Source organism: Nonomuraea sp. NPDC048892, assembly GCF_040649735.1.
Taxonomy (GTDB): domain Bacteria; phylum Actinomycetota; class Actinomycetes; order Streptosporangiales; family Streptosporangiaceae; genus Nonomuraea; species Nonomuraea maheshkhaliensis.
Window position 1 is genome coordinate 1 of sequence record NZ_JBEZFZ010000037.1, and the last position, 20,289, is coordinate 20,289.

Annotated in this window: 20 protein-coding genes and 1 pseudogene; 12 read left to right on the forward strand and 9 right to left on the reverse strand. The window is 71.0% G+C overall.

From position 1 onward, the window contains the following. Positions 1–434, forward strand: a 434-nt coding sequence (locus AB0C28_RS50990) for a transposase family protein (RefSeq protein WP_358083944.1), incomplete at its 5' end; no start/stop codon positions are given. Between the two features lie 652 nt (positions 435–1,086). Here AB0C28_RS50990 and AB0C28_RS50995 read toward each other — a convergent pair. Further along, the gene (locus tag AB0C28_RS50995; RefSeq protein ID WP_358083947.1) at positions 1,087–1,527 is read right to left on the reverse strand and encodes a hypothetical protein; all 441 of its coding nucleotides are present in this window, start codon (positions 1,525–1,527) and stop codon (positions 1,087–1,089) included. 614 nt (positions 1,528–2,141) lie between these two features. Between AB0C28_RS50995 and AB0C28_RS51000 the strand changes: the two genes are divergently transcribed. The 9 genes and pseudogenes from AB0C28_RS51000 (at position 2,142) to AB0C28_RS51040 (ending at position 10,360) form a co-directional block, all read left to right on the forward strand. Then, positions 2,142–4,493, forward strand: a complete 2,352-nt coding sequence (locus AB0C28_RS51000; protein ID WP_358083950.1) for a nitronate monooxygenase — start codon at positions 2,142–2,144, stop codon at positions 4,491–4,493. Beyond that, complete coding sequence (locus AB0C28_RS51005; protein WP_358083953.1) at positions 4,490–5,044, forward strand: hypothetical protein; 555 nt, start codon at positions 4,490–4,492, stop codon at positions 5,042–5,044. The genes AB0C28_RS51000 and AB0C28_RS51005 overlap by 4 nt, the downstream gene beginning before the upstream one ends. Positions 5,045–5,046: 2 nt before the next feature. After that, positions 5,047–5,271: a hypothetical protein gene (locus tag AB0C28_RS51010; RefSeq protein WP_358083956.1), complete on the forward strand. Its 225-nt coding sequence runs from the start codon at positions 5,047–5,049 to the stop codon at positions 5,269–5,271. Between the two features lie 11 nt (positions 5,272–5,282). Continuing rightward, positions 5,283–5,816: a hypothetical protein gene (locus AB0C28_RS51015; RefSeq protein WP_358083959.1), complete on the forward strand. Its 534-nt coding sequence runs from the start codon at positions 5,283–5,285 to the stop codon at positions 5,814–5,816. 10 nt (positions 5,817–5,826) lie between these two features. Next, entirely contained in the window at positions 5,827–6,135 is a 309-nt protein-coding gene (locus AB0C28_RS51020; protein WP_358083961.1) for a hypothetical protein, read from the forward strand. A gap of 325 nt (positions 6,136–6,460) precedes the next feature. Continuing rightward, positions 6,461–7,630 (forward strand): globin domain-containing protein, encoded by a 1,170-nt coding sequence (locus tag AB0C28_RS51025; protein ID WP_358083964.1) that lies wholly within the window; start codon positions 6,461–6,463, stop codon positions 7,628–7,630. 122 nt (positions 7,631–7,752) lie between these two features. After that, a complete protein-coding gene (locus tag AB0C28_RS51030) occupies positions 7,753–9,387 on the forward strand; it encodes an aminotransferase class V-fold PLP-dependent enzyme (RefSeq protein ID WP_358084118.1) in 1,635 nt (544 codons plus the stop codon). Between the two features lie 126 nt (positions 9,388–9,513). Further along, positions 9,514–9,648 (forward strand): annotated as a pseudogene (locus AB0C28_RS51035) (GNAT family N-acetyltransferase); the annotation flags it as partial. Between the two features lie 115 nt (positions 9,649–9,763). Beyond that, the gene (locus tag AB0C28_RS51040; RefSeq protein WP_358083967.1) at positions 9,764–10,360 is read left to right on the forward strand and encodes a DUF1707 domain-containing protein; all 597 of its coding nucleotides are present in this window, start codon (positions 9,764–9,766) and stop codon (positions 10,358–10,360) included. A gap of 33 nt (positions 10,361–10,393) precedes the next feature. Here AB0C28_RS51040 and AB0C28_RS51045 read toward each other — a convergent pair whose 3' ends face one another. Next, positions 10,394–11,782 carry an MmgE/PrpD family protein gene (locus AB0C28_RS51045; protein WP_358083969.1) on the reverse strand — a complete coding sequence of 463 codons (1,389 nt, stop codon included), beginning with the start codon at positions 11,780–11,782 and terminating at the stop codon, positions 10,394–10,396. Between the two features lie 150 nt (positions 11,783–11,932). Between AB0C28_RS51045 and AB0C28_RS51050 the strand changes: the two genes are divergently transcribed. Then, complete coding sequence (locus AB0C28_RS51050) at positions 11,933–13,039, forward strand: RNA-guided endonuclease TnpB family protein (RefSeq protein WP_358083972.1); 1,107 nt, start codon at positions 11,933–11,935, stop codon at positions 13,037–13,039. A gap of 120 nt (positions 13,040–13,159) precedes the next feature. Here the strand turns inward: AB0C28_RS51050 and AB0C28_RS51055 are convergent, their stop codons facing one another. Genes AB0C28_RS51055 through argH form a run of 7 tightly spaced genes read right to left on the reverse strand, consistent with a single transcriptional unit; the run spans position 13,160 to position 19,228 of the window. Next, entirely contained in the window at positions 13,160–14,002 is an 843-nt protein-coding gene (locus AB0C28_RS51055) for a polysaccharide deacetylase (RefSeq protein ID WP_357849155.1), read from the reverse strand. Then, positions 13,983–14,774 carry a polysaccharide deacetylase gene (locus tag AB0C28_RS51060; protein ID WP_358083975.1) on the reverse strand — a complete coding sequence of 264 codons (792 nt, stop codon included), beginning with the start codon at positions 14,772–14,774 and terminating at the stop codon, positions 13,983–13,985. Before AB0C28_RS51060 ends, AB0C28_RS51055 begins: the two co-directional genes overlap by 20 nt. Before the next feature lie 43 nt (positions 14,775–14,817). Then, positions 14,818–15,657 carry an ABC transporter substrate-binding protein gene (locus AB0C28_RS51065; protein WP_357849149.1) on the reverse strand — a complete coding sequence of 280 codons (840 nt, stop codon included), beginning with the start codon at positions 15,655–15,657 and terminating at the stop codon, positions 14,818–14,820. A gap of 8 nt (positions 15,658–15,665) precedes the next feature. Then, complete coding sequence (locus AB0C28_RS51070; protein WP_357849146.1) at positions 15,666–16,418, reverse strand: amino acid ABC transporter ATP-binding protein; 753 nt, start codon at positions 16,416–16,418, stop codon at positions 15,666–15,668. Next, on the reverse strand, positions 16,415–17,236 hold the full coding sequence (locus AB0C28_RS51075) for an amino acid ABC transporter permease (RefSeq protein ID WP_346112122.1): 822 nt from the start codon (positions 17,234–17,236) through the stop codon (positions 16,415–16,417). Before AB0C28_RS51075 ends, AB0C28_RS51070 begins: the two co-directional genes overlap by 4 nt. A gap of 10 nt (positions 17,237–17,246) precedes the next feature. Continuing rightward, the gene (locus tag AB0C28_RS51080; RefSeq protein WP_357849143.1) at positions 17,247–17,813 is read right to left on the reverse strand and encodes an XRE family transcriptional regulator; all 567 of its coding nucleotides are present in this window, start codon (positions 17,811–17,813) and stop codon (positions 17,247–17,249) included. Next, positions 17,810–19,228, reverse strand: a complete 1,419-nt coding sequence (argH, locus tag AB0C28_RS51085; RefSeq protein ID WP_358083978.1) for an argininosuccinate lyase — start codon at positions 19,226–19,228, stop codon at positions 17,810–17,812. The genes AB0C28_RS51080 and argH overlap by 4 nt, the downstream gene beginning before the upstream one ends. A 106-nt stretch (positions 19,229–19,334) precedes the next feature. Between argH and speB the strand changes: the two genes are divergently transcribed. Continuing rightward, positions 19,335–20,267: an agmatinase gene (gene speB / locus AB0C28_RS51090; RefSeq protein WP_357849138.1), complete on the forward strand. Its 933-nt coding sequence runs from the start codon at positions 19,335–19,337 to the stop codon at positions 20,265–20,267. The last annotated feature ends 22 nt before the right edge of the window (positions 20,268–20,289 follow it).

Sequence of the window (20,289 nt, forward strand, 5' to 3'; positions counted from 1 at the left end):
AAGCCCACCACCACGCCGGCAACCTCCAAGCACTCTCGGCACCCGACGGACTGCCCCTGTGGATCTCCGACGTCGAGCCAGGCTCGGTCCATGACTTGACCGCTGCCCGCACGCACGTGCTGGGCGCGTTGTACGCCGCAGCCGCGGCAGGCCTGCCGACCCTCGCCGACAGCGGCTACGACGGCGCCGGAATCGGCATTCACACCCCGATCAAGCAGCCCGACGGCAACCAGATCCTCAGCCCGGACAACCGCACCTACAACCGGCTCCTACGCGCCCTGCGCTGCCTCGGCGAACGCGGATTCGCCCTGCTCAAAGGCCGCTGGCGAATCCTCCAGCACATCACCCTCAGCCCCAGCACAATCGGCGACATCGCCCGAGCAGCACTTGTCCGCACCCATTTCGAGCACAACTACCTACCAGCAATTCGCTGAGATCACGTCAGTGATGATGTGCCCCCGAGTTCCGCGTCAAAAGGCAACCCATGATGGTGCTGACGTATCCATTCAGCCCTGTGATTGATCAGGCCGCTTGAGGTGGCATGCAGGCACTTCCAGCCCGGGTGTCGCGAAGAGCATCGAGCGGGGCCCAGCATGCCCGGCGAGCGTGCCTCTGCCGTTGTTGTCGACCTCACTGTTGACCTCGAACACGCCTGCGGCCTCCCTGCGGATCTCATCACGACATCCAGGACCCGGCGTCCAGCGCGCCATCCGCAGGGTCCTGGGCCACGATGTGCCCTTGCAGGCCGTGGCCGTACGCGCCCTCTCCGGCCTCGGGGCAATCTGAACAGCCAATAGCGATAAGCGGTTCTGTGCCGTCGTCGGCCAGCACGTCCGCCCTGCTGTCGTCCGGGCCGAGGGCGTCGCAGGTGATCCGAAGCTGGAGAGGCTGCGGTCCCTCCGGCACCCGGCACCAGTCCTGCGCGACGAGAGTTTCGGCCTCGTCCCGCTCCCACGCCTGCGGGTCAACGAGGTCGACGCTCCCCTCGGCGTTCTCCCAGTCACGATCGGCGAAAGTGCGGTTGAGACAGCTCGGCCGCGTCCGGCAGATCGTGTGGCGTCTGCAGCGCTCCAGGCTCTGTCGCGTCTAGCCGCTGCAGCAGCGTGCTGACGAGCTGGCGCGCAGGGCCAGGGGCAGGCGTCTCGCGGCCTGCGAGCCGACACACGGCGTCAGCTCGTACGGGCTGTCGTGCGGGTCCCAGACCGGGCGGCCCGACACTTTCTGGTAGGTCTCCAGCGCCTCGTGCACGGCGAAGTCGGCCACCGCAGTGCCGGCCAGGAGCAACAGGGCGGTGGCCGGGTCGGCGCCCGCGCGCATCGCCGACAGCGCCCGAAACGGCCACAGCGGGACGGCCAGGACGCCTTGGTCGGTTGTGTACGGCGAGGCGTCCGGATCGATGCGCGGCGCGACGTCCGGCGTGGCCCGGTCCGGTACCGCGATCAGTAGATTGGCGGCGTTGCGGCAGAAGGCGAGCTGGTCAAGCTCACAATGTGTTGGGGGTGCAGCGGGCGGCTTTCCAGCAGCCATGGTGCCTCCAATGGCCGCGCGAGTGTGGTCACCGATTGAGGTCCGCGGGTGTTATTCGACCGCGCAGTGGTGCAGATGCTGCGTGAGAACCTCCTGCTGCCCTCGGGATCACCACACTGACCCGGCTGATCAGCGAGGTGCGCCGGGCTGAGCACGCCCGGTTGTATCGCACGCCGGCCGAGCGCGCCGGCCCCAGAGCTGCGGCGCGGCTGGCCGAGCTGCTGCAGCAGCTCGGCCGCCAGCTCCAGGCCCTGTTCCACATCGTCCACGAGGCTCCCCAACCAGGTCGAGACGGCCGACCAGACCCACGCCGAACGGCTGAAAACAAAGGTGGAGGAGGTGCACACCACGCGGCTGTAGCCGACACGCCGGGCGATGACGCCGATGACCCCACGTGGGAGGTGAACCTCGTCGGAGGGAGACAAGCGGTGCGGTCGCGGCGGCTGCTGGTGCTGGACGACGTCTGGTTCGGCGGGTGGCCGAAGTGGTGGAAGTGGCTTGGCGAAACGGTCCATCGGACGCGCTGCGAGGGACTTTGGTCCCTGCCGTGAACACGGTAAGGCGCGAAATTTTAGGTCCATGCACGCTGTTAGCTCTGCGTCGGGAATGGCCCTATGACGGGAACCGGCGCGATCCCTGAGGCCGGAATCCCCGGCATCGATCCCTCTGGCACCCGCACGTTCATCGAGGGCCAGCCCGCCTGCGCGGAGAAGCCTTTCGCCACGCGCGTCGGCGTGCGCAGGCTGGTCAGCGCCGCCGTCGCGGCGCCATCGGTGCACAACACCCAGCCGTGGCGCTTTCGTCACGTCGATGACACCACCATGGACCTGTACGCCGACCTCGACCGGTTGCTGGCCGTCACCGATCCCATGGGGCGCGGTCTGGGCATCAGCTGTGGGGCGGCGCTGTTCAACCTGCGGCTGGCGATCCGGATGACCGTGCACGACCCTCAGATACTGCTGCTGCCCGACTCCGAGGAGCGGCCCGATCTGCTGGCCACCGTGCGCGCCATCCCGGGCAGCCCGCCCGATCAGGACGAGCGGCTGCTGCATGCCATGATCCCGCACCGGCGTACCAACCGCTTCCCCTTCGATGACCGCCGGTTGCCCAGGGACGTCTTCGCCGACCTCGTGCATGCCGCCCACGAGGAGGGCGCCACGCTGGTCCTGGTGAAAGGACGCACGGCGCGGCGCGTGCTCGACCTGGTCGCCATGGCTGAGGACACGCTGGCCGCCGAGGAGACCTACCGCGCCGAACTGGCCCGCTGGACCGGCTCGCGGACGCGCTGCGACGGCGTGCCCGAACACGCTTTCGGTCCTCGTCCGAGACACGGCGAGCTTCCCATGCGCGACTTCACCCTCGGCGACCCGTACGCCGGCCGCGACCTTCGCTCGGGCGCGGCAGGCGAGCCTGTGCGGGAACAGGCGGACTTCGAACCGGATCCGCAGCTCGCCACCCTTTTCACCAGGGGTGACGGGCCGCGGGACTGGCTACGCGCCGGTCAGGCGTTGCAGCGGGTGTTGCTCACGGCGACCGCGCACGGTGTGGCGGCGTCGATGTTCAGCCAGCCCCTCCTGATCCAAGGCGGCATGGGCGTCGGCGTGTCGGGCTGGCGGCTGGCCCGAGCGGTCGCCGAAACCGGACAACTCGGCGTGGTGTCGGGTACGGCGCTGGACGTCACCATCGCCCGCCGGCTACAGCGCGGCGACCCCGGCGGCCACCTGCGCCGCGCACTGGCCTGCTTCCCGGTTCCCGAGGTCGCCGAGCGCGTGCTCGGCCGCTACTTCGTGCCCGGCGGTACCGGCAGGGACGTGCCCTATCGGCCGGTGCCCCGGCTGGGAGTGCGGCCGAACCGGGCTCGTGACGAATTGGCCGTGGTGGCCAACTTCGCCGAGGTCTTCCTGGCCAAGGAGGGTCATGACGGCCCTGTCGGGGTGAACTACTTGGAGAAGATCCAGCTCGCCACCCCGGCGGCCGTGTACGGCGCGATGCTGGCCGGCGCCGACTACGTGTTGGTCGGCGCCGGCATCCCGGTGGAGATCCCGCGCCTGCTCGACGACCTGTCCGAGCACCGCCCCGCCCGGATCTCGGTCGCCGTGGCGGGCGGCGACGGGCACACGATCGGGTTCGAACCGGCCGGGCTGCTCGGACACCGGCTGACGCCGCAGGCCCGGCCCAGGTTGCTGGCGATCGTGTCGGCCCACGTGCTGGCCGCCTACCTGGCTCGTTCGCCGGCGACCCGGCCGGACGGGTTCGTGATCGAGACGCCGGTGGCGGGCGGGCACAGCGCGCCGCCCCGAGGCCGGATGACGCTCGATGCGGCGGGCGAGCCGGTGTACGGGCCCCGCGACGAGGCCGACCTGGGCAAGGTGGCCGCGTTGGGGCTGCCGTTCTGGCTGGCGGGCGGGTACGGCACGCCCGGCGGGCTGGAGCGGGCCTGGGCGGCGGGCGCGCAGGGGATTCAGGTGGGGTCGGCGTTCGCGCTGTGCCGGGAGTCCGGGCTCGAACCCGGCCTGCGCGGACGCCTGCGCGAGCAAGCCGTGAGCGGCGCCCTCCAGGTGCGCAACGACCCGCGCGCCTCGCCCACCGGGTTCCCGTTCAAGGTCGCCGCCGTGGCCGGGACGCTGTCGGAGCAGGAGGTGTACGAGGCACGCCCGCGGCTGTGCGACCTGGGCTACCTGCGCACCCCGTACGCGAAGCCGGACGGCGCGATCGGCTACCGCTGCCCGGCCGAGCCGGTGGACACCTATGTGCGCAAGGGACGCTCGGCCGAGGAGGCGGCCGGCCGCCGCTGCCTGTGCAACGGCCTGCTCGCCGCGATCGGGCTCGGGCAGCATCGCGCCGGCGGCTACGACGAGCCGCCGCTGCTCACGCTCGGCCAGGACGCCGGCTTCCTCGACGGCCTGCCGGACGACCACTCGGCTGCCGACGTGGTGGCCCACATCCTGCTGGGAGCCAGGGTATGACCGAGCGACCGGAGACCGTCCAGCTGGCGCAGCGTTCCCGCGCTTCGTGGCACCTGCGGGCGAACGCGATCGTCGTCGGCTGGCTCGCCCTGACCGTCGTGGTGGCTCTCGCGGGTGACGTGCTGCCGGCGTCGCGCTGGTTGCTGATCCACGTGTTCCTGCTGGGCGCGGTCAGCACAGCCATCCTGATCTGGAGTGAGCACTTCACCGTGGCGCTTCTGCGCGTCCGCACGCCGCCGCGGCGCGGCAGCCTGGCCAGGCTCGGTGTGCTCAACGCGGCGACGGTGGCGGTGCTGGCCGGGGTTTCGGCGGGACCGTGGCAGGTGGCCGCCGCCGGGGCGGCGCTGGTGGCAGGGGTGGTGGTGTGGCACGCCGCCGTCCTGGTCCTGCTGGTGCGGCAGGCGCTGCCCGGCCGGTTCGGGCACGTCATCGGCTGGTACGTCTCCGCCGCCGGCGCACTCGCCGCCGGTGCGTCCTGGGCGGGCTGCTGGCCGCGCACGTCGGGCACGGGGCGGCGCACGAGCGGTTGCATGCCGCGCATGCCGAGGTGAACGTGTTCGGCTGGGTCGGCCTGACCGTGCTCGGCACCCTGTTCACGCTCTGGCCGACGGTCCTGCGCACCCGCATGCCGGACGAGACCCGGCGGGCGTCGCGCGTGGGGCTCCGGCTGGCCGCGCCCGGGCTGGCGGTGGCCGTCGCCGGGCTGCTGGCGGACCGGCAGTGGGTGGCCCTGGCCGGGCTGGCGGCGTACGCGGCGGGAGCATCCGCCCCTCGGTGATCGAGGCGCCCGTGGGCGCCGTGCTGACGTTGCGCGTCACCAACGCCGACGCCCAGCGCCACGACTTGCGCCTGGCGACCGGAGAGCGTACCCCGATGCTGGTCACCGGCCAGAGCGCCACGCTGAAGCTGCAGCCGCTCGGTGAGCCGGTGAGCGGCTGGTGCACCGTGGCCGGGCACCGCGCGGCGGGCATGAGCATGCGCATCATCCCGACCGTCCTTGCCGCGGCGTCCCGGCCCCGGCCGGGCACCGGCCACAACGGCCACGGCACGAACGCCGCCCCGCAAGCGGGCGAATCCACCCGCCTGGATCCGGCCGCCCCCATGTCACCGGGTTGGAAGCCGTACGACGCGGCCCTGAAGCCCGCGCCCGGCGGCACGGAACACCACATCGAGATCCGCGCGGACGACACCGTCGTCCAGGAGGTCGCTCCCGGGATGCGGCAGCGCGTGTGGACGTTCAACGCCGATGACCCAGCACATCGCCAACGGCATGTACGGCGCGGTCATCATCGACCCGCCGAAGCTGCCAACGGCGGACCGTGAATACGTTCTGGTGCAGGGTGAGCTGTACCTCGGCGAGCCCGGCGGCGACGCCCAGGTCGCCAAGATCCGGGAGGGCGAGCCGGACGGCTGGATGTTCAACGGCATCGCTAGCGGCTACGACCACGCCCCGCTGCGGGCCGAGCCGGGGGAGCGGGGCCGCATCTGGGCGGTGGCCGCCGGCCCGAGTTCGGGCACTGCGCTGCACGTGGTCGGGGCGCCGTTCGACACCGTCTACAAGAAGGCGCATACCTGCTGCGGGCCGATGACCAGGCGGGGCGCAGGCGCTCGACCTGACTCCGGCGCAGGGCGGGTTCGCTGAGCTGGTCTTCCCGGAGCCGGGCACGTATCCGGTCGTGGACCATACGATGCGCCAGGCCGAGGCAGGCGCGCACGGTCTGTTCCAGGTGAGCGCGCCATGACGTGGTGGTCGGTGGTGCGGTTCCCGCACGTCATCGGGGCGGCGTCGTGGGTCCGGCTACGGCCGGATCCTGGCCGCCGATAGGGGCTTCGTCCGATAAGGGACTTTCGGCCCTGCAGTTACTGACGTTCGGCCCGGTGAACGGGCATGCTCCTGCTTCTAGCCTGATGCGCGGCCCGCCTAGTTCCGTGGGCCTCATGTCCATCGCCTGTCCAGGGGGTTCTCCATGCTGTCCGCGGATTCAGCCGCGATCGTCCGTGCCACGCTGCCGGTCGTCGGCGCCTCGCTCGACGCCATCACCGCGCGTTTCTACGAGACGATGTTCGCCGAGCGGCCCGAGTTGCTCGACGGTCTGTTCAACCGCGGCAATCAGGCGAACGGCGAGCAGCGCCGGGCATTGGCCGGATCCATCGCCGCGTTCGCCACGAGGCTCCTCGAGCGTCCGGACGAGCGCCCCGGCGAGCTGCTCGCCCGCATCGTCCACAAGCACACCGCCGTCGGCGTCACCGACGACCAGTACGTGATCGTGCACAAGTACCTGTTCGGGGCGATCGCCCATGTGCTGGGCGAGGCCGTCACCCCGGAGGTCGCCGCAGCCTGGGACGAGGTGTACTGGCTGATGGCAGGGGCATTGATCGCCCAGGAGGCGCGAGTCTACGCCGAGGCCGGCGCGCGCAACGGCGCCACATGGCGGCAGTGGCGGGTGGTCGACCGGAAAGAAGAGACGCCGCACGTGGTCTCCTTCCTGCTCCGCCCGGCGGACGACGGCCCGGCGCTACCGGCCCGTCCCGGCCAGTACGTCAGCGTCCGGGTTCGCATGCCGGACGGGGTCCACCAGCTGCGCCAGTACACGCTGTCCGGCGCGGGCAAGGACGGGTCGCGCCGGATCACGGTCAAGCGGGTCGACGGTGATCCCGCCGGGGAGGTGTCCACGCTGCTGCACGCCACCGTGCGGGCGGGCGACGAGCTGACCCTGTCGGCGCCGTTCGGCGACGTGACGCTGGAGGACGGGGACGCGCCGCTGGTGCTCGTGTCGGCGGGCATCGGCTGCACGCCGATCATGGCGATGCTCGATCATCTGGCCGCCACCGGCTCGCACCGCCGCGTCCTGCTGCTGCACGCCGACCGCTCCCCAGCCGAGCACGCGTTGCGGGAGGACATGCTCAGGCCGGCCGCCGAGCGGGTCTTCTGGTACGAGAGCGGCGCGACCGCGCCGGACCGCGACGGCCTGATGGACCTGGAAGGCGTCGAGATCCCGGTGGGCGCGATCGCTTACCTGTGTGGCCCGGTGCCGTTCATGCGCCGCGTCCGCGGTCAGTTGCTGAAGGCCGGTGTGGCGGCCCGCGACATCCACTACGAGGTCTTCGGCCCTGACCTTTGGCTGGCCGCCGACTGATCGCAGCGGGCCTGCCGGGCCCGTGACAGGGGCCGGTCGTACGGTGACCGGAAGTGCGTAATTATGCCTGTTCAGACGGTCACCGCACACCGGCTCCGTCTCGCGGCGAGACTGGAACGGTGATGAGACAACCCGCGGCGCCGACGTCGCCGCTGCTGGAGCGCATCCGGGCCGCCGTCATCGGCGACGACGAGGTGCTGAACGGCCCGTACGGCCCACGCCGCCTCGTCTACGCCGACCACACCGCCTCGGGCAGGTCGCTGACCTTCGTCGAGGACTTCATCCGCGACCAGGTCCTGCCCCGGTACGCCAACACCCACACCGAGAGTTCCGGCACCGGCCTGCAGACCAGCCGCTTACGCGAGGAGGCCCGCGAGGCCGTGCGCGAGGGCGTCGGCGCCGGGCCCGACGACATGGTGATCTTCTGCGGTTCGGGAGCAACCGCAGCGGTCAACAAGCTGATCGGGATCCTGGAGCTGCGCACACCCGGCCGCTACGAGGGGCGCCCGGTGGTGTTTGTCGGCCCGTACGAGCATCACTCGAACGAGCTGCCCTGGCGCGAGTCGATCGCCGAGACCGTCGCGATCGGCGCGGACTCCTCCGGACACATCGACCTGGCGGACCTGCGCCGCCGGCTCGTCCAGTACGCCGGCCGGCCGCTGCTCATCGGCAGCTTCTCGGCCGCCTCCAACGTCACCGGCATCCTGACCGACACCGACCGCGTCACGGGGCTGCTGCACGAGCACGGCGCGCTGTCGTTCTGGGACTACGCCGCGGCCGCCCCGTACGTGCCGATCCGCATGGCGGACGGTGGCAAGGACGCGCTCTTCCTGTCGCCGCACAAGTTCATCGGCGGCCCGCAGACGCCCGGCGTCCTGGTGGTGCGCCGGGACCTGATCCGCAACCGGGTGCCCACCGCCCCGGGTGGCGGCACGGTGCTGTTCGTGGGTCCGGACGGGCACCGCTACCTCGACGACCCGGTCGCCAGGGAGGAGGGCGGCACGCCGGCGATCGTCGAGTCGATCCGCGCCGGGCTGGTGTTCCGGCTGAAGCAGGCGGTCGGCACCGGCCTCATCCAGGCGCGCGAGGAAGGCTTCTGGCAGCGCGCCCTGCGGCGCTGGGGGCGCAACCCGGGCATCGAGATCCTCGGCGACCTGCGTGCCCGCCGCCTGCCCATCGTCTCGATCAGGATCCGCGCGTCCGGCGGGCTGTACCTGCACCACAACTACGTGGTGGCGCTGCTGAACGACCTGTTCGGCATCCAGGCGCGCGGCGGCTGCTCCTGTGCGGGACCGTACGGGCACCGCCTGCTCGGCATCGACGCCGCGCACTCGCACGCCTTCGGACGGGAGATCGAGGCGAGCGGCGAGGGCATCAAGCCCGGCTGGGTGCGGGTCAACTTCAACTACTTCATCTCCGACACGGTCTGCGACTACCTCATCGACGCCGTGGACCTGATCGCCCGCCACGGGCACCGGCTGCTGCCCGACTACCGCTTCGACCCGGCGACCGGCCTGTGGCGCCATCACGACGCCGCCGCCGAGCCGCCGATCCACCTCGACGACCTGCCCTTCGACATCCCCGTCCCGCCGGCGGCGAGGGCGCGGGCCGGCGAGGACGCTCTGCCCGGGTATCTGGAGCAGGCGCGCGCCATCCTGGCGTCCCGCCGCGACGAGCTCGGCCCGCCCCCGCCGGACCTGCCGGCCGGCTTCGAACGCCTGCGCTGGTTCCCGCTGCCCAGCACCCGCCGGGCGTGATCAGCAGGGCGTTCTGAGCAGCGGACGGGGCCGGTCTCGATGGCGGGCTCGGCCGGTTAGGCTGCCCGTCATGGATCCTGCCCTGACCAGCGGAATGACCACTGAGCCCGCCATACTCGACGCTGCGGAGTGGAGAAGCTCGCGGTGGACGCCGCCGCCCATGGTCGTGGTGTCGGCCGGGCGCTGACCGCCGCCCTGCACGCCGACGCCCGGGAGGCGGGTGTCGAGGTCCTCATGCTGGACCTGCGCGGGCAAGGCTGACCGGACGCCGGTGGGCCGGACGGTCAGGAGAGGGACGGTGGCCGCCCGGGTGCGACGCTCGGTGAAAGGCTTTTCGACCGCGCCACGGGAAGCGACCTGTCCGTATCATTGGGACATGACTGCTGGCCCTCAGGAACCCGCCGGGCGTGACGAGTGGCGCGTCTCGCATGACGAGCGCGAAGCGGTGGTGGAACAGCTGAACCGGGCGGCCGCCGAGGGCCGGATCGACCTCGGCGAGCTGGACACGCGGCTTGGCCTGGCGCTGAACGCCAAGACGTACGCCGACCTGGCGCCCCTCACCGCCGATCTGCCGCCGGACGTCCCGGTGGACCAGGAGCCGCTGGTCCTCAGGGGCGGCATGAACGGCCTGACCCGTTCCGGGCCGTGGGAGGTGTCCGGGCGCATTGTCGTGTACGGCGGGATGGGCGCCGTCAAGCTCGACTTCACCCAGGCCGAATGCCGGCTGCCCGAGATTCAGATCGAGGCGGAAGGTCAGATGGGCGGCGTCACGATCGTCATCCCCGACGGCTGGGCCGCGGAGACCTCCCGGATGACCGAGGGCCTCGGGGGGTTCAGGGACAAGACGACGTCGCAGCGGCTCCCCAGGACGCCGCTGGTCCGCCTCTCCGGCACCGGCGGCGCCGGAGGAGTGGTCATCCGGCATCCCAACTCCTGGGAACGCCGTAAGCAGCGGCGCCTTGAGGCACGCTGAGGCGCCGGCACGCAGACCGTCCGCCGAACCGGATCAAGCCCGTACGTCCTGGCGCGCGCCGGACAGAAGGGGGAGCAGGTCTCGTGCGTCGGAGCGGGTGTCGAGGGTCATGACGTGCTCCGCCAGGCGCTCCCGGCTCGGTGCGAGGCCGTGGAACTTGGTCAGGAGTCGTTCGTCGGAGAGGGGGTTGGCGGGGGAGCCGAGTGGGTGCTTCACCCTGGCGCGCCGGACGGCGCCCGAGGTCGTGGTGACGGTCAGGGTCGGCTCGTCGATGCCGCCCATCTCCGGGTCCGCTTCCAGGTCGATGAGGTTCATGAGTTCGGCGGCCCGGGGGTCGGCGCGTCGTTGGGGGGAGTAGGCGGCCAGGTCGGCGTCGCCGTACAGGACTCTGGCGGCGATGGCGTACGGGAGGCTGAGCTGGGCGTGGGGGAGGGTGGAGACGTCGCGTCCGCCGCACATGCCGGCCACGAGGGGGCTCAGGCGTACGTGGATGCGGGCGATCTCGCCGGAGTGCAGGTCGAGGCTGCCGATGGCGTCGATGGAGGAGTGGGTGCTGCGGCAGGACGCGTACGGCTTGATCGAGCAGCGGGAGATCCGCCACTCCTTGCCGAGCTCGCGGGTCAGCGCGCCGGGGTCGGCGTCGGGGCCCGCGTAGGTGCGCAGGAAGCCGCCCCATACGTCGTCGAAGACGCGGCGGGGGCCGTTCGTGCCGGAGGCGGCCAGCAGCGCGGCGGTCAGGCCGCCCTCGGCGGCGCGGCCCGCGTGCAGTCGTTTGCTCGGTGCGCCGTCGTGTACGAAGGCCCACAGGCCGCCGGAGAATCCCGCCGCCAGGCCTAGCGCGTCGGCGGTCCGCGCGCCGTCCAGCCCGAGCAGCCGCGCGCTCGCCGCTGCCGCGCCGAACGTGCCGCAGGTGCCCGTCGAGTGCCATCCGGCCTCGTTGTGCGCGGCGTAGCCGCCGCACGCCTCCAGCACGCGGCGGGCCACCTCGTAGCCCAGGACGATCGCCGCCAGCAGTTCGGTGCCGGGGATCGGGCGGTCGGCGAGGCTGAGGCAGGCGAGTGCGGCGGGCACCACGACGGCTCCCGAATGATCGCAGCCGCCGGTGTCGTCCAGCTCGAGCGCGTGTGCCGCGATGCCGTTGAGCAGCGCCCCGTCCCGGGGGGCTGCGGTGAGCCCGGTGCCCCAGATGGGTGCGTTCCCGGGCGCGGCCAGGCCGGGAGCCGGAGTGGTGGTCCCGGCCAGGGCGGCGCCCAGGGTGTCGAGCAGGTGCCGCTTGGCCCGTTCGATCACCTCAGCCGGGAACGGCGCGGGCGCGGCGACAAGACCGGCCAGCTCGCGGGCGACGTCGAGGGTGCCGGGAGCGTCGGGGGTGCCGAGTTCGCCGGGGGTGTCGGGGGTTTCGGGCGAGTGATGGCGTGTCATCAGAAACCTCCAAGGAAACCCCCCGCCTTCAGGCGGGGGAGGAATCGGCCCCCTGCGCAGCAGGGCAGGAACAGGCGAATCACCGACAGCCGAACCACCGTATCGAACAAGCACGCTAATTTTCCTTGATCGTTCGGTAGGATGCCAGGCGTGGCGCAGATCGTGAAGCGGGCCTACAAGTACCGCTTCTACCCGACCCCCGAGCAGGCCGAAGAGCTTGCCCGGACGTTCGGCTGCGTCCGCCTCGTCTACAACAAAGCGCTCGAAGAGCGCACCCGCGCCTACACCCAGGAAGGCAAACGGGTCTCCTATGGCGAGTCGTCGGCGATGCTCACCGAGTGGAAGAGCAGCGGCGAGTTCGCCTTCCTGTGCGAGGTATCGTGTGTGCCCTTGCAGCAGACGTTGCGCCATCTGCAGGCGGGGTTCGCGAACTTCTTCGCCAAGCGCGCTAAATACCCGGCGTTCAAGTCCCGCAAGAAGTCGCGGGCGTCGGCGGAGTACACCCGCTCGGCGTTCCGCTGGCGGGACGGGGAGTTGACGCTGGCGAAGATGGACGCCCCGCTGGCGATCGTGTGGTCGCGTCCGCTTCCCGAGGGTGCGCAGCCGTCCACGGTGACCGTGAGCCGGGACACGGCCGGGCGCTGGTTCGTGTCGATCCTGGTGGAGGAGACGATCGCCCCGCTCGCTCCGGCAGAGCAGGCGGTGGGCGTGGATGCAGGCATCACCGTGCTGGCCACCCTGTCCACCGGCGAGAAGATCGACAATCCCCGGCATGAACGCCGCGACCGGCGCAAGCTCGCCAAAGCCCAGCGGGCACTGGCCCGCAAGGAGAAAGGCAGCGCCAACCGGGCCAAGGCTCGCCTGAAGGTGGCCCGGGTGTACGCCCGGATCGCCGATCGGAGAAGGGATCATCTGCACAAGGTCACGACACGGCTTGTCCGCGAGAATCAAGCGATCGCCGTGGAGGACCTGTCCGTCCGCAACCTGGTGAAGAACCGCCGTCTGGCCCGCGCCATCTCGGATGCGGCTTGGCGAGAGTTGCGCTCGATGCTGGAGTACAAAGCACGCTGGTACGGGCGCACGCTGGTGGCGGTGGACCGCTGGTTCCCCTCCAGCAAACGGTGCTCCGTGTGCGGCTCCGTGCATGAGAAGATGCCGCTGAACATCCGGGAATGGGAATGCGCCTGCGGCGCGGTCCATGACCGGGACGTCAACGCGGCCCAGAACGTGCTCGCCGCCGGGCTGGCGGAGAGCTGAAACGCCTGTGGAGCCGGTGTAAGACCTCAACGAGACTCCTCTCGGGCGGGCGACCGGCGGTGAAGCAGGAAGGCCCATGGGCGACCGTGGGAATCCCCTTCCTTCAGAAGGGGGAGGATGTCAAGAGGTCAGCTCCGCGAAGACGTCGGCGGGATGGCCGGGTTCGTTGCCCGTGCGGGTGGCGCGCCAGTGATCCGCCACCTGGCTGCCGGTCGCGAACCACACGCCCGGCCGTTCGCGCATGACCCCCAGCAACGACCGCAGGAGCCCGATGCGCCCCGGCGTCCCGATCACCTCGGGCTGCAGGCGCAGCACGTAGCAGAGGCCGAAGCGGTGGTAGGCGTCGAACTCCTGGATCCAGTTCTCCAGCACTGCGGCATAGGGGGCGATGCGTGACTGCCCGGCGGGGAAGGGCGGGTCGAGGTTGAACATGAAGGCGGGGTGGTCCTCCAGCTCGTGGTGGAGGGGGATCTCCACCAGGCCCGATGGATGGAAGTAGGGCAGGTCGTCGCCCCGCCACGAGGAGGACCAGTCGATGCCCAGCGCGGGCAGCCCGGCCGCGAGCCCCGGCTTCCATTCGCCGGCCGGGGTGCGGAAGCCGCGCGGGAGCGAGCCGGTCGCCTCGGCCAGCGCGTCCTGGCCGCGCCTGACCGCGTCGAGCTGTCCGGCGAGGTCGAGCGGGTCGAAGTCCTCGTGCGCGTGGCCGTGGTTGGCGATCTCGTGGCCGGCCTGGTGCGCCTCGCGGATGAGGCCCGCGTTCATGCCGGGCGTGAACCAGGTCGACGGCACCCCGTCCAGCGCCCCGAGCAGCCGTTCGACGCCGCGGGTGGCGCCGTACCGGCCGACGGAGAGGGTTTTGACGCGGTCGCGGGTGCTCGGGTCGGCGGCCAGGATCGCCAGGTCGGCGTCGAGGTCGACGGTGATCAGTACGGCGCAGCGCGCCTCATCCGGCCAGAGGGCCATGTCGCTCCTTCCACCAGGCGGCCACGTCGTGACCCGTGGCGAACCAGACGTCGTCGTGCCCGCGCATGTGCTCGAACAGCCGCTCCAGCAGCAGGATCCGGCCCGGCTTGCCGGACACCTTGGGATGCCACAACGTGCTCAGGCACAACCCCTCGGCGTGGTAGCCGTCGAACTCCCGCTTGAAGTTGTCGAGTGTCGAGCCGTACCCCGCGATGCGGTCCAGCCCGGCGGGGTAGTCGGGGCGGCGGGTGTAGGCGAGGTAGGCGTAGTCGTCCATGTCCCAGCGGACCGGGATCTCCACCAGCCCGCCGGGATGCAGGTAGGGGCGGTCGTCGCCGCGCATCGAGCTGGAGTAGAGGAACCCCTCCTCGGCCAGGATCCGCGCCGTCACCGGCGACCAGTCACCCGAGGGCGTGCGGAAGCCGGTCGCCTCGACGCCGAGCACGTCCCTGAAGATCGCCTGGCTGCGCGTGAGGATGTCGCGCTGCTCGGCTTCAGACTTGCCGAAGTACGGCTCGTGCCGGTAGCCGTGGTGGGCCACCTCGTGCCCGCGCTCCACGATCGCCCGGCACCGCTGCGGCCACGTCTCCACGATCCAGGCGGGGGTGTAGAACGTGGCGGGCAGCTCGAAGGCGTCCAGCAGGTCGAGGATCCTGGGCAGCGCCCGCCACGGCCCGTACGAACCGAGCGTGAAGTACTCGGGCTTGGCCCAGATGCTGCCGTCCAGCATCGCGCCGCCCGTCGGCCCGTCGAGGTCGAAGGCCAGCGACACGCACGACCTCTTCCCGTGCGGCCAGCGGCTCACGAGCGGGCTCTCACGCGGCCGCCCCGTTGAGGGTGACCTGCTTGATGGCGTTGCCCTGCAGGCCCCACTTGTCGAGCAGGCGCGCGTAGGTGCCGTCCTGCTGCAGGGCGCGCAGCGCCTTGATGACCGCGTCGCGCAGGCGCGGGTCCTGCTTGCCGAAGCCCATGGCCTGGTTGACCTGGGTGAACGGCTCGCCGATGACGTTGAACTTGCCGGGGTCCTGCTTGGAGATGTACGGAAGGGTCTCGCTGCCCTGGACCGCCGCGTCGAGTCTGCCCTGGGTGAGCTGGGTGCGCGCGTCCGCGGAGCCCTCCGTGCCGACGACCTTGATCGGCTTGGCGGAGCAGTTCTGCTCGCTCCACTTCTTGATCTCGCCGGGGAAGGAGGTACGGCGGCTGGCGCCCACGGTCCTGCCGCACAGGTCCTTCGGAGCGGCGATCTTGGAGGTGGAGAAGAACTGCGCGCCCGAGCTCATGTAGCCGACGAGGTCGAGCGTCTCGCGGCGCTCGGGCAGGTCGCTCATCCCGGAGAGGATCATGTCGATCCGCCCGGTGGTGACCGCGCTCTGCAGCTGCTCGAAGGAGGTCTCCTGCCACTTGACCGTGACGCCGAGCTGCTTGCCGACGGCGTCGCCGAGGTCGATGTCGAAGCCGGTGAGCTGGTTGGTCTTGGGGTCCTTGAACTCCAGCGGCGGGTAGTTGGGCACGTTCCCGACCACCAGGGTCCGGGATTCGGCGATCTTCGGCGGCAGGCCGCCGTCCGAGGTGGCCTTGAGGTTTTCGGGCGCTTTGGCGGTGCAGGCGGTCGCGGCCAGGGCGAGGCAGGCGAGCAGCAGGACGGGACGAGACAAGGTGACTCCTAGAGGACTGCTGAGAGGAAGGTCTTCGTACGCTCGTGGGCGGGGTTGACCAGGACCTGGTCGGGCGTGCCCGTCTCGACGACGCGGCCGTCGTCCATGAACACGACCTGGTTCGCGACCTCCTTGGCGAACCCCAGCTCGTGGGTGACGACGATCATGGTCATGCCGGAGCCGGCCAGGTCGCGCATGACCGCCAGCACCTCGCCGACCAGCTCGGGGTCGAGTGCCGAGGTGGGCTCGTCGAACAACATCAGCCGCGGCCGCATCGCCAAGGCGCGGGCGATCGCCACCCGCTGCTGCTGGCCGCCCGACAGGGTCGAGGGGTAGGCGTCGCCCTTGTGCTTCAGCCCCACCCGTTCCAGCAGCTCCAGGCCGCGGTCGCGGGCGGTGTCGCGCGATTCGCGCAGCACCCTGATCGGGCCCTCGACCACGTTCTCCAGCGCGGTCATGTGCGGGAACAGGTTGAAGCGCTGGAACACCATCCCGATGGGGCGCCGCTGCCGGGCGATCTGGGCGTCGCTGAGCTGGTGCAGCTTCCCGTCGCGCTCCACGTACCCGAGCAGCTCGCCGTCGATCCAGACGGCGCCCTCGTCGATCGTCTCCAGCTGGTTGATGCAGCGCAGGAACGTGCTCTTGCCCGAGCCGGACGGCCCGATGACGCACAGCACCTCGCCCGCGGCCACCTCCAGCGAGATGCCCTTGAGCACGTGGTTGGCGCCGAAGCGCTTGTGAACGTCGACCGCCTTGATCATCGCTTCACTCCCCGGGAGAAACGGCGCTCGACGACCAGCTGGCCCAGGCTGAGGAGGCTGACCACGATCAGGTACCAGAACGTCGCCACGAACAGCAGCTCCATGACGCGGTTGTTGGCGTAGTAGATGTTCTGGGCGCTGTGCAGCACCTCCTGGTACTGGATCGCGCTGGCCAGGGACGTGAGCTTCACCATGCTGATGAACTCGTTGCCGATCGGCGGCAGGATGACCCGCATCGCCTGCGGCAGCACGATCCTGCGCAGCGTCTGGAAGCGCGTCATCCCGATCGCCTGCGCGGCCTCGGTCTGCCCGTGGTCGACCGAGAGGATGCCGCCGCGCACCACCTCCGAGGTGTAGGCGCCCTGGCAGATGCCCAGCCCGAGCAGCGCGGCGACGAACGGGGTCATCAGGTCGACCGTGCGCGCCTCGACGATGCCGGGGATGACGAAGTAGGGGAAGACGAGCGCCAGGTTGAACCAGAGGAAGAGCTGCAGCAGTTGCGGCGTGCCGCGGAAGATCCAGGTGTAGAGATAGGAGACGCCGCGGGTGACCGGGTTCTGCGACATCCGCATCACCGCGAACAGCACACCCAGGGCCAAACCGACGATCATGGCGAGCACGGCCATGACGATGGTGTTGACCACGCCGGTCAGGATGGCCTGCGCGGTCAGATACTGCCCGACCACGCTCCACTCGATCTGCCCGCCGGCGAAGGAGACGACGATCGCCACGAGAACGGCCACCACGACGATCGCGGCCACGTACCGGCCGTAGTGTTTGCGCGCCACCCGGGGCAGGTGGGCGACATCTAGGGACATGGGGATCTCCTCATGAGCGAGAGGTCAGCGCGGGCGCCAGCACCCACAGGACTCGGGTGACCTCATCGCCGGGGTTGGTGAAGGTGTGGGGGGTGTCGCCGGGGAACAGGAACGAGTCGCCCTCGCGCATCTCGACCCGCTCGCCCGAGGCGTCGATCGTGAACAGCCCCTTGAGAACGTGCACGAACTCGATGTCGACGGGAAGCGCGTACGGCTCGTGGCCCGACCCGCCGCCCGGCTCGATCTCACTGAGCAGGACCAGCAGCCTGCTCTCGTCTTTCGGCGTGAGCTGGTACTCGGTCATGCCGGTGCCGCCGAACTCGAGCCTGCCCCGGTTCCCGGCCCTGACCAGCCGCCCGCTCGATCCGTCGAACAAGTCGGCCACGTCCAGGTCGAGCGCCGAGCACAGGCGCAGCAGGGAGGCGACCGAGATGGACACCTGGCCGCGCTCGAACCTGGACAGGAAGCCCTTGGTGAGCCCGGCCCGTTCGGCCACCTCGGTCAGGCTGAGCCGGCGCCGGCGCCGCAGCTCGCGGGCCCGCGGGCCGAGGCCCGGGGAGTCCGGAATCGAGATCACGTCGTGGGGCCCGCGTAGTCGCGCGCCCAGGCGCGCTGCCGCTCCAGCAGCGCGGCGAGGCGGTCGATCTGCTCAAGGACCCGTTCCGGCGCGGTGGCGCCGTGGCCGGCGCGCGCGGCGAGCGCCGCTTCGACCGTGAGGTGCGGGCGCACCTCCGGTGTCAGCCGCGCGTCCACCGCGGCCAGGTCCGCGTCCGACAGCTCGTGCAGGTCCAGGCCCTTGTCCTCGCACGTACGCACGAGCGCGCCGGTGATCTCGTGGGCCTGGCTGAACGGCACGCCGCGCCGCGAGAGCCAGTCCGCCACCTCGGTGGCCAGCGTGAAGCCCACGGTGGCCTGCCTGCGCAGCTCATCGACGTTCACCGACAGCGTGCGCACCAGCCCGGCCATGGCCGGCAGCACGATCGCCAGCGTGTCCACCGTGTCGAAGACGGCGGCCTTGTCTTCGGCCAGGTCCCGGTTGTAGGCCAGCGGCATCGCCTTCAGCGTCGCCATCAGGCCGTTGAGGTTGCCGAGCAGGCGGCCCGCCTTGCCCCTGGTCAGCTCGGCGATGTCGGGGTTCTTCTTCTGCGGCATGATGGAGCTGCCGGTGGCGAAGGAGTCGTGCAGCTCCACCCAGCCGAACTGGCGGGCCGCCCACAGGCAGACCTCCTCGGCCAGCCGCGACAGGTTCACGGCGAGCATCGAGGCGGCGAAGAGGAACTCGGCCACGTGGTCGCGCGCGGCGACGGCGTCGATGGAGTTCTCGCACGGCCCGTCATAGCCCAGCTCCGCCGCCGACAACTCCGGATGGACGGCTATCGCCGACCCCGCCAGCGCGGCCGAGCCCAGCGGGGACAGGGCGGTGCGCCGGTCCCAGTCCCGCAGCCGGTCGGCGTCGCGGGCGAACGCCTGCGCGTGGGCCAGCAACTGGTGCCCGAACACGATCGGCTGGGCGGGCTGCAGATGGGTGAAGCCGGGTGCCGCCGTACGGACGTGCGCGCGGGCCTGTGTCACCAGCGCGTCCTGCAGCTCGGCCAGGGCCAGCACCAGCTTCCTGGCGTGATCGCGCAGGTAGAGCCGCAGGTCGTTGGCCGTCTGGTCGTTGCGCGAGCGGCCGGCGCGCAGCTTGCCGCCGATCTCGCCCAGCCGCTCGACCAGCACCCGTTCCAGGAACGTGTGCACGTCCTCGTCGGAGTCGTTCGGGCCGACGCGCCCGGCGCGGACGTCCTCGTCCAGCGTGTCGATCGCCGCCAGCAGCCGCTCCGCCTCTTCCTCGTCGAGGATCTCGGCTCTGAGCAGCTCGCGGACGTGGGAGCGCGAGCCCGCCAGGTCGTACGGGGACATGCGGAAGTAGCTGTTGGGCGCCCGGGAGAGGGCGAGCAGGGACGGGTCGGCCGGCGAGCGGAAGCGTCCACCCCAGAGCTGATCGGACAACGCGGTTGCCTTCCGGTAAACGAGGTTTTCCGACATAGTGGTCTGCGTTGCCATGGGTGTCAATAGCGCCTTTTACGCCGAAATATGCTGTTTACGAGGGAGATTCATGTCTCAGGGACCCGTCGACGCCTCGCAGGTGCCACGCTTCGCAGGGCCCGACACCTACGCCAGACTGCCCCGTATCGATCAGGTGGAGCGGGCCGACGTCGCGATCGTGGGCGTGCCGTTCGACAGCGGGGTCTCCTACCGTCCCGGCGCCCGCTTCGGCCCGGCCGCGGTGCGTCAGGGCAGCAAGCTGATCCGGCCCTACAACCCGGCCCTGGACGTCTCGCCGTTCGCCGATCTGCAGGTCGCCGACGCCGGGGACATCGTCTGCAACCCGTTCGACATCGGCGCGGCCATCGAGACGATCGAGCAGGCGGCCGGGGAGTTCGACGCCGGGCTCGTCACCATCGGGGGCGACCACACCATCGCGCTGCCGCTGCTGCGTGCGGCGCACCGCGCGCACGGGCCGCTGGCGCTGCTGCACTTCGACGCCCACCTGGACACCTGGGACACCTACTTCGGCGCCGAGTACACCCATGGCACGCCCTTCCGCCGCGCGGTGGAGGAGGGCATCCTCGACACCGAGGCGCTCAGCCACGTCGGCATCAGGGGCCCTCTGTACGGCAAGGCCGACCTGAAGGAGGACCGCAGGCTCGGCTTCGGCATCGTCACCTCGGCCGACGTCATGCGCCGCGGCCCCGACGAGATCGCCGAGGCCCTGCGGCAGCGGATCGGCGAGCGCCCGCTCTACATCTCCGTCGACATCGACGCGCTCGACCCCGCCCACGCCCCGGGCACGGGCACTCCGGAGGCGGGCGGCCTGACCAGCCGCGAGCTGCTGGAGATCCTGCGCGGGCTGGCGGGCTGCAACCTTGTCGGCGCCGACGTGGTGGAGGTGTCACCCGCCTACGACCACGCCGAGATCACCGCCGTCGCCGCCGCGCACGTCGCGTACGACCTGATCAGCCTGTTCGCGCTGCGGAGCCGGGTATGAGGGCGGCGGGCGACCGGGTCGC